Consider the following 3,333-nt stretch of genomic DNA (forward strand, 5'->3'; position numbering starts at 1 on the left):
CCTGGTGCTGTTCTACATCTTCTTCGAATTTGGCCTGGTGCCGATGTTCTTGATCATCGGCATCTGGGGTGGGGCGCGGCGGGTCTACGCGGCCTTCAAGTTCTTCCTCTACACGCTGCTCGGCTCGGTGCTGATGCTGGCGGCGATCCTGTTCATGATCGGGTCGAGCGGCACGAGTTCGATCCCGGAGCTGATGCAGTACGCCTTCAGCCCTGAGGCCCAGACCTGGCTATGGCTCGCCTTCTTCGCCTCCTTCGCGGTGAAGATGCCGATGTGGCCGGTTCACACCTGGCTGCCCGATGCGCACGTCGAAGCGCCGACCGCGGGCTCGGTGATCCTGGCGGGCATCCTGCTGAAAATGGGCGGTTACGGTTTCCTGCGGTTCAGCCTGCCGATGTTCCCCGACGCCTCGGAATTCTTCACACCGATGGTCCTGGCGTTGAGCGCGATCGCGGTGGTCTACACCTCGCTGGTGGCCTTCCGGCAGACCGACGTGAAGAAGCTGATCGCCTATTCCTCAGTGGCGCACATGGGTCTCGTGACCATGGGCATCTTCTCCGGCAATGCGGCCGGCGAGCAGGGCGCAATCTACCAGATGCTAAGCCACGGCGTGATCTCGGGCGCGCTCTTCCTTTGCGTCGGCGTGATCTATGACCGCATGCACACCCGCGACATCGACTTCTACGGGGGGCTGGTGACGCGGATGCCGATGTATGCGGCGATCTTCATGCTGTTCACGATGGGCAATGTCGGCCTGCCGGGCACATCAGGCTTCGTGGGCGAGATCATGGCCATGACCGGGGTCTATCAGATCTCGACCTGGACGGCGGTCGCCGCCGCATCCGGCGTGATCCTCTCAGCCGTCTATATGCTGACGCTCTATCGCCGCGTGGTGTTCGGAACGATCACCAATCCCAAGCTGGCGGAGATCACCGATCTGAACTGGCGCGAGATCGCGGTGTTCGCGCCGCTGGTGATCGCCACGCTTTACATGGGCGTCCAGCCCAACATCGTCTTTGATGTCACCCAGGCCTCGGTAGACCAGCTTGTGCGGGTCTATCAGGCGGCCATCGGCGGGTAGGGGAGCCACGATGACACTCTCCCCCAATCTTTCTCTGGCCCAAAGCCTATCGCTGGCCGGCCCGGAGCTGATCCTGGCGCTGAGCGCCATGGCGCTTCTGGTGGCGGGCGCCTTCGCGCCCTCGCGGACCCGCCTGGTCGGCGCCGGCGCAGTCGTCGCCTTGCTGGCGGCTGCAGGCGTGGCCGCAACCCAGCCGCTCGGCGTGGCGTTCGGGGGCGCCCTGGTGGCCGACGCGGCTGCGGTGTTCGCCAAGGTGGCGATCTATCTCGCCTCGGCCGTAGCGATCCCGCTGGCGCAGCCGTGGTTCGAGAAGCGCGGCGTGAAGGTGTTCGAGCATCCGGTGCTGATCCTGCTGTCGGCCCTCGGCATGGGGATGATGGTTTCGGCCGGCGACCTGATCGCGCTTTATGTGGGCGTCGAGCTGTCGTCGCTGGCGCTCTACGTCATGGCGGCGATGCATCGCGACAACGCAAAGGCGTCTGAAGCCGGACTGAAGTATTTCGTGCTGGGCGCGTTGTCGTCGGGTCTGCTGCTCTATGGCTCCAGCCTGGTCTATGGCTTCGCCGGCTCGACGGTGTTCACTGAGATCGCGGCGGTCGCCGGGGCCAAGGTGGACACGGGTCTGCTTTTCGGCCTGATCTTCGTGATCTGTGGCCTGGCCTTCAAGGTCTCGGCCGCGCCATTCCACATGTGGACTCCAGACGTTTACGAGGGTGCGCCGACGCCGGTGGTGGCCTTCTTTGCGGCCGCGCCCAAGCTGGCGGCTATGGTGCTGTTCGCCCGCGTCATCGCCGATGCGTTCCCGGCCGCGGCCGGGCAATGGCAGCAGGTGCTGATCGCGCTGGCGCTGATCTCGGTGGCGGTCGGCGCCTTCGGCGGCCTCGTACAGAAGAACCTCAAGCGGCTCTGGGCCTACTCTTCGATCGCCAATGTGGGCTATGCGGTGCTGGGTCTTGCATCGGGCACCAGCGAAGGCCTGCAGGCCATGCTGATGTTCATGGTGCTGTACATGATCGACGTGACGGGCTTCTTCGCCTGCCTCACCGCGTTGTCTCGCGAGGGTCGGTCGATGGAGAGCCTCGACGACATGGCGGGACTGATCAAGGAGCGGCCGGTGCTGGCGCTGGCGATGACCGTGTTCGCCTTGTCGGCTCTGGGTTTGCCGCCGTTCTCGGGCTTCTGGGCCAAGATCTATGTGTTCCAGGCGGCGATCGACGCCGGGCTGTGGGTTCCGGCCGTGCTGGGTCTGATCGGTTCCGTGGTGGCGGCCTTCTACTATCTGCGGCTGATCAAGGTGATGTGGTTCGACGCCAGCCCTGGAGCGACGGACGCGCCGCCGGTCGAGGCTCGGACCATCGCGGTGGCTTCGGCGCTGTTCGCCTTCCCATTGGTGCTGGTGGCTTTGACCTGGCTTGACCCGCTGGCGGAACGCGCCGCCCAGGCTTTCGGACTGGCTTAGGATTGGACGCCAACCATCCGCCGATCGAGGCCTACGACACGATCGATTCCACCAACGCGGAGGCGCGCCGGCGGGGCGAACGCGGTGAGATCGGGCCAGTCTGGATCACGGCGACCGAACAGACAGCGGGACGCGGCCGTCGTGGCCGTACCTGGTCGACGGGGCGGGGCAACCTCGCTGCGACGCTCCTGATGGCAACCGATCGTCCGCCTGCGGAAGCTGCGCAGCTCTCGTTCGTGGCGGCGCTGGCGGCCTGCGATCTTGCGGATGCCTGTCTGGGAACCGGGGCGGCGCGCCTCAAATGGCCCAATGACGTGCTGGTGCACGGCCGCAAAGCCGTTGGCATCCTCGTCGAATCCGGCACCCGCCAAGGTGGGGGGCTCTGGCTCGCCGTAGGCGTGGGCGTAAACCTTGCCCATGCTCCCAATGACGTCGAACGTCCTGCCACGGCGTTCGCCGAGCACATGAGTGGCCCGCCGCCGGCTCCAGGCGCGTCTCTTGAGGTGCTGGCCCGGTCGTTTGAGCGCTGGCGCGCCGAGTGGGACAAACGGGGCTTCGCGCCCATCGCAGAGGGCTGGACGCTGCGCGCACAGGGACTGGGCGAGAGATGCCTGGCGCGCCTGCCCAATCGCGAGATCTGGGGCGTCGCCGAGGGACTCGACGCCGATGGTGCGCTAAAGCTCCGCCGGGACGACGGGGCGATCGAGCGCATCACCGCCGGTGACGTCTTTTTCGGAGAGGGCTGAGGCGCGCCAATGCTGCTGGCGATCGAACAGGGCAACACCAACACGCT

At 65.9% G+C, this 3,333-nt stretch carries 3 protein-coding genes; all 3 read left to right on the plus strand.

Annotated elements, in window-relative coordinates:
* Positions 1–1,081, plus strand: a 1,081-nt coding sequence (locus ACIQ3R_RS16590) for an NADH-quinone oxidoreductase subunit M (protein ID WP_397419961.1), incomplete at its 5' end; no start/stop codon positions are given.
* A gap of 10 nt (positions 1,082–1,091) precedes the next feature.
* Complete coding sequence (gene nuoN, locus ACIQ3R_RS16595) at positions 1,092–2,540, plus strand: NADH-quinone oxidoreductase subunit NuoN (protein WP_397419962.1); 1,449 nt, start codon at positions 1,092–1,094, stop codon at positions 2,538–2,540.
* 2 nt (positions 2,541–2,542) lie between these two features.
* Complete coding sequence (locus ACIQ3R_RS16600) at positions 2,543–3,286, plus strand: biotin--[acetyl-CoA-carboxylase] ligase (protein WP_397419963.1); 744 nt, start codon at positions 2,543–2,545, stop codon at positions 3,284–3,286.
* Positions 3,287–3,333: the final 47 nt, after the last annotated feature.

The organism is Phenylobacterium sp. (genome assembly GCF_044371015.1).
Classification (GTDB): domain Bacteria; phylum Pseudomonadota; class Alphaproteobacteria; order Caulobacterales; family Caulobacteraceae; genus Phenylobacterium.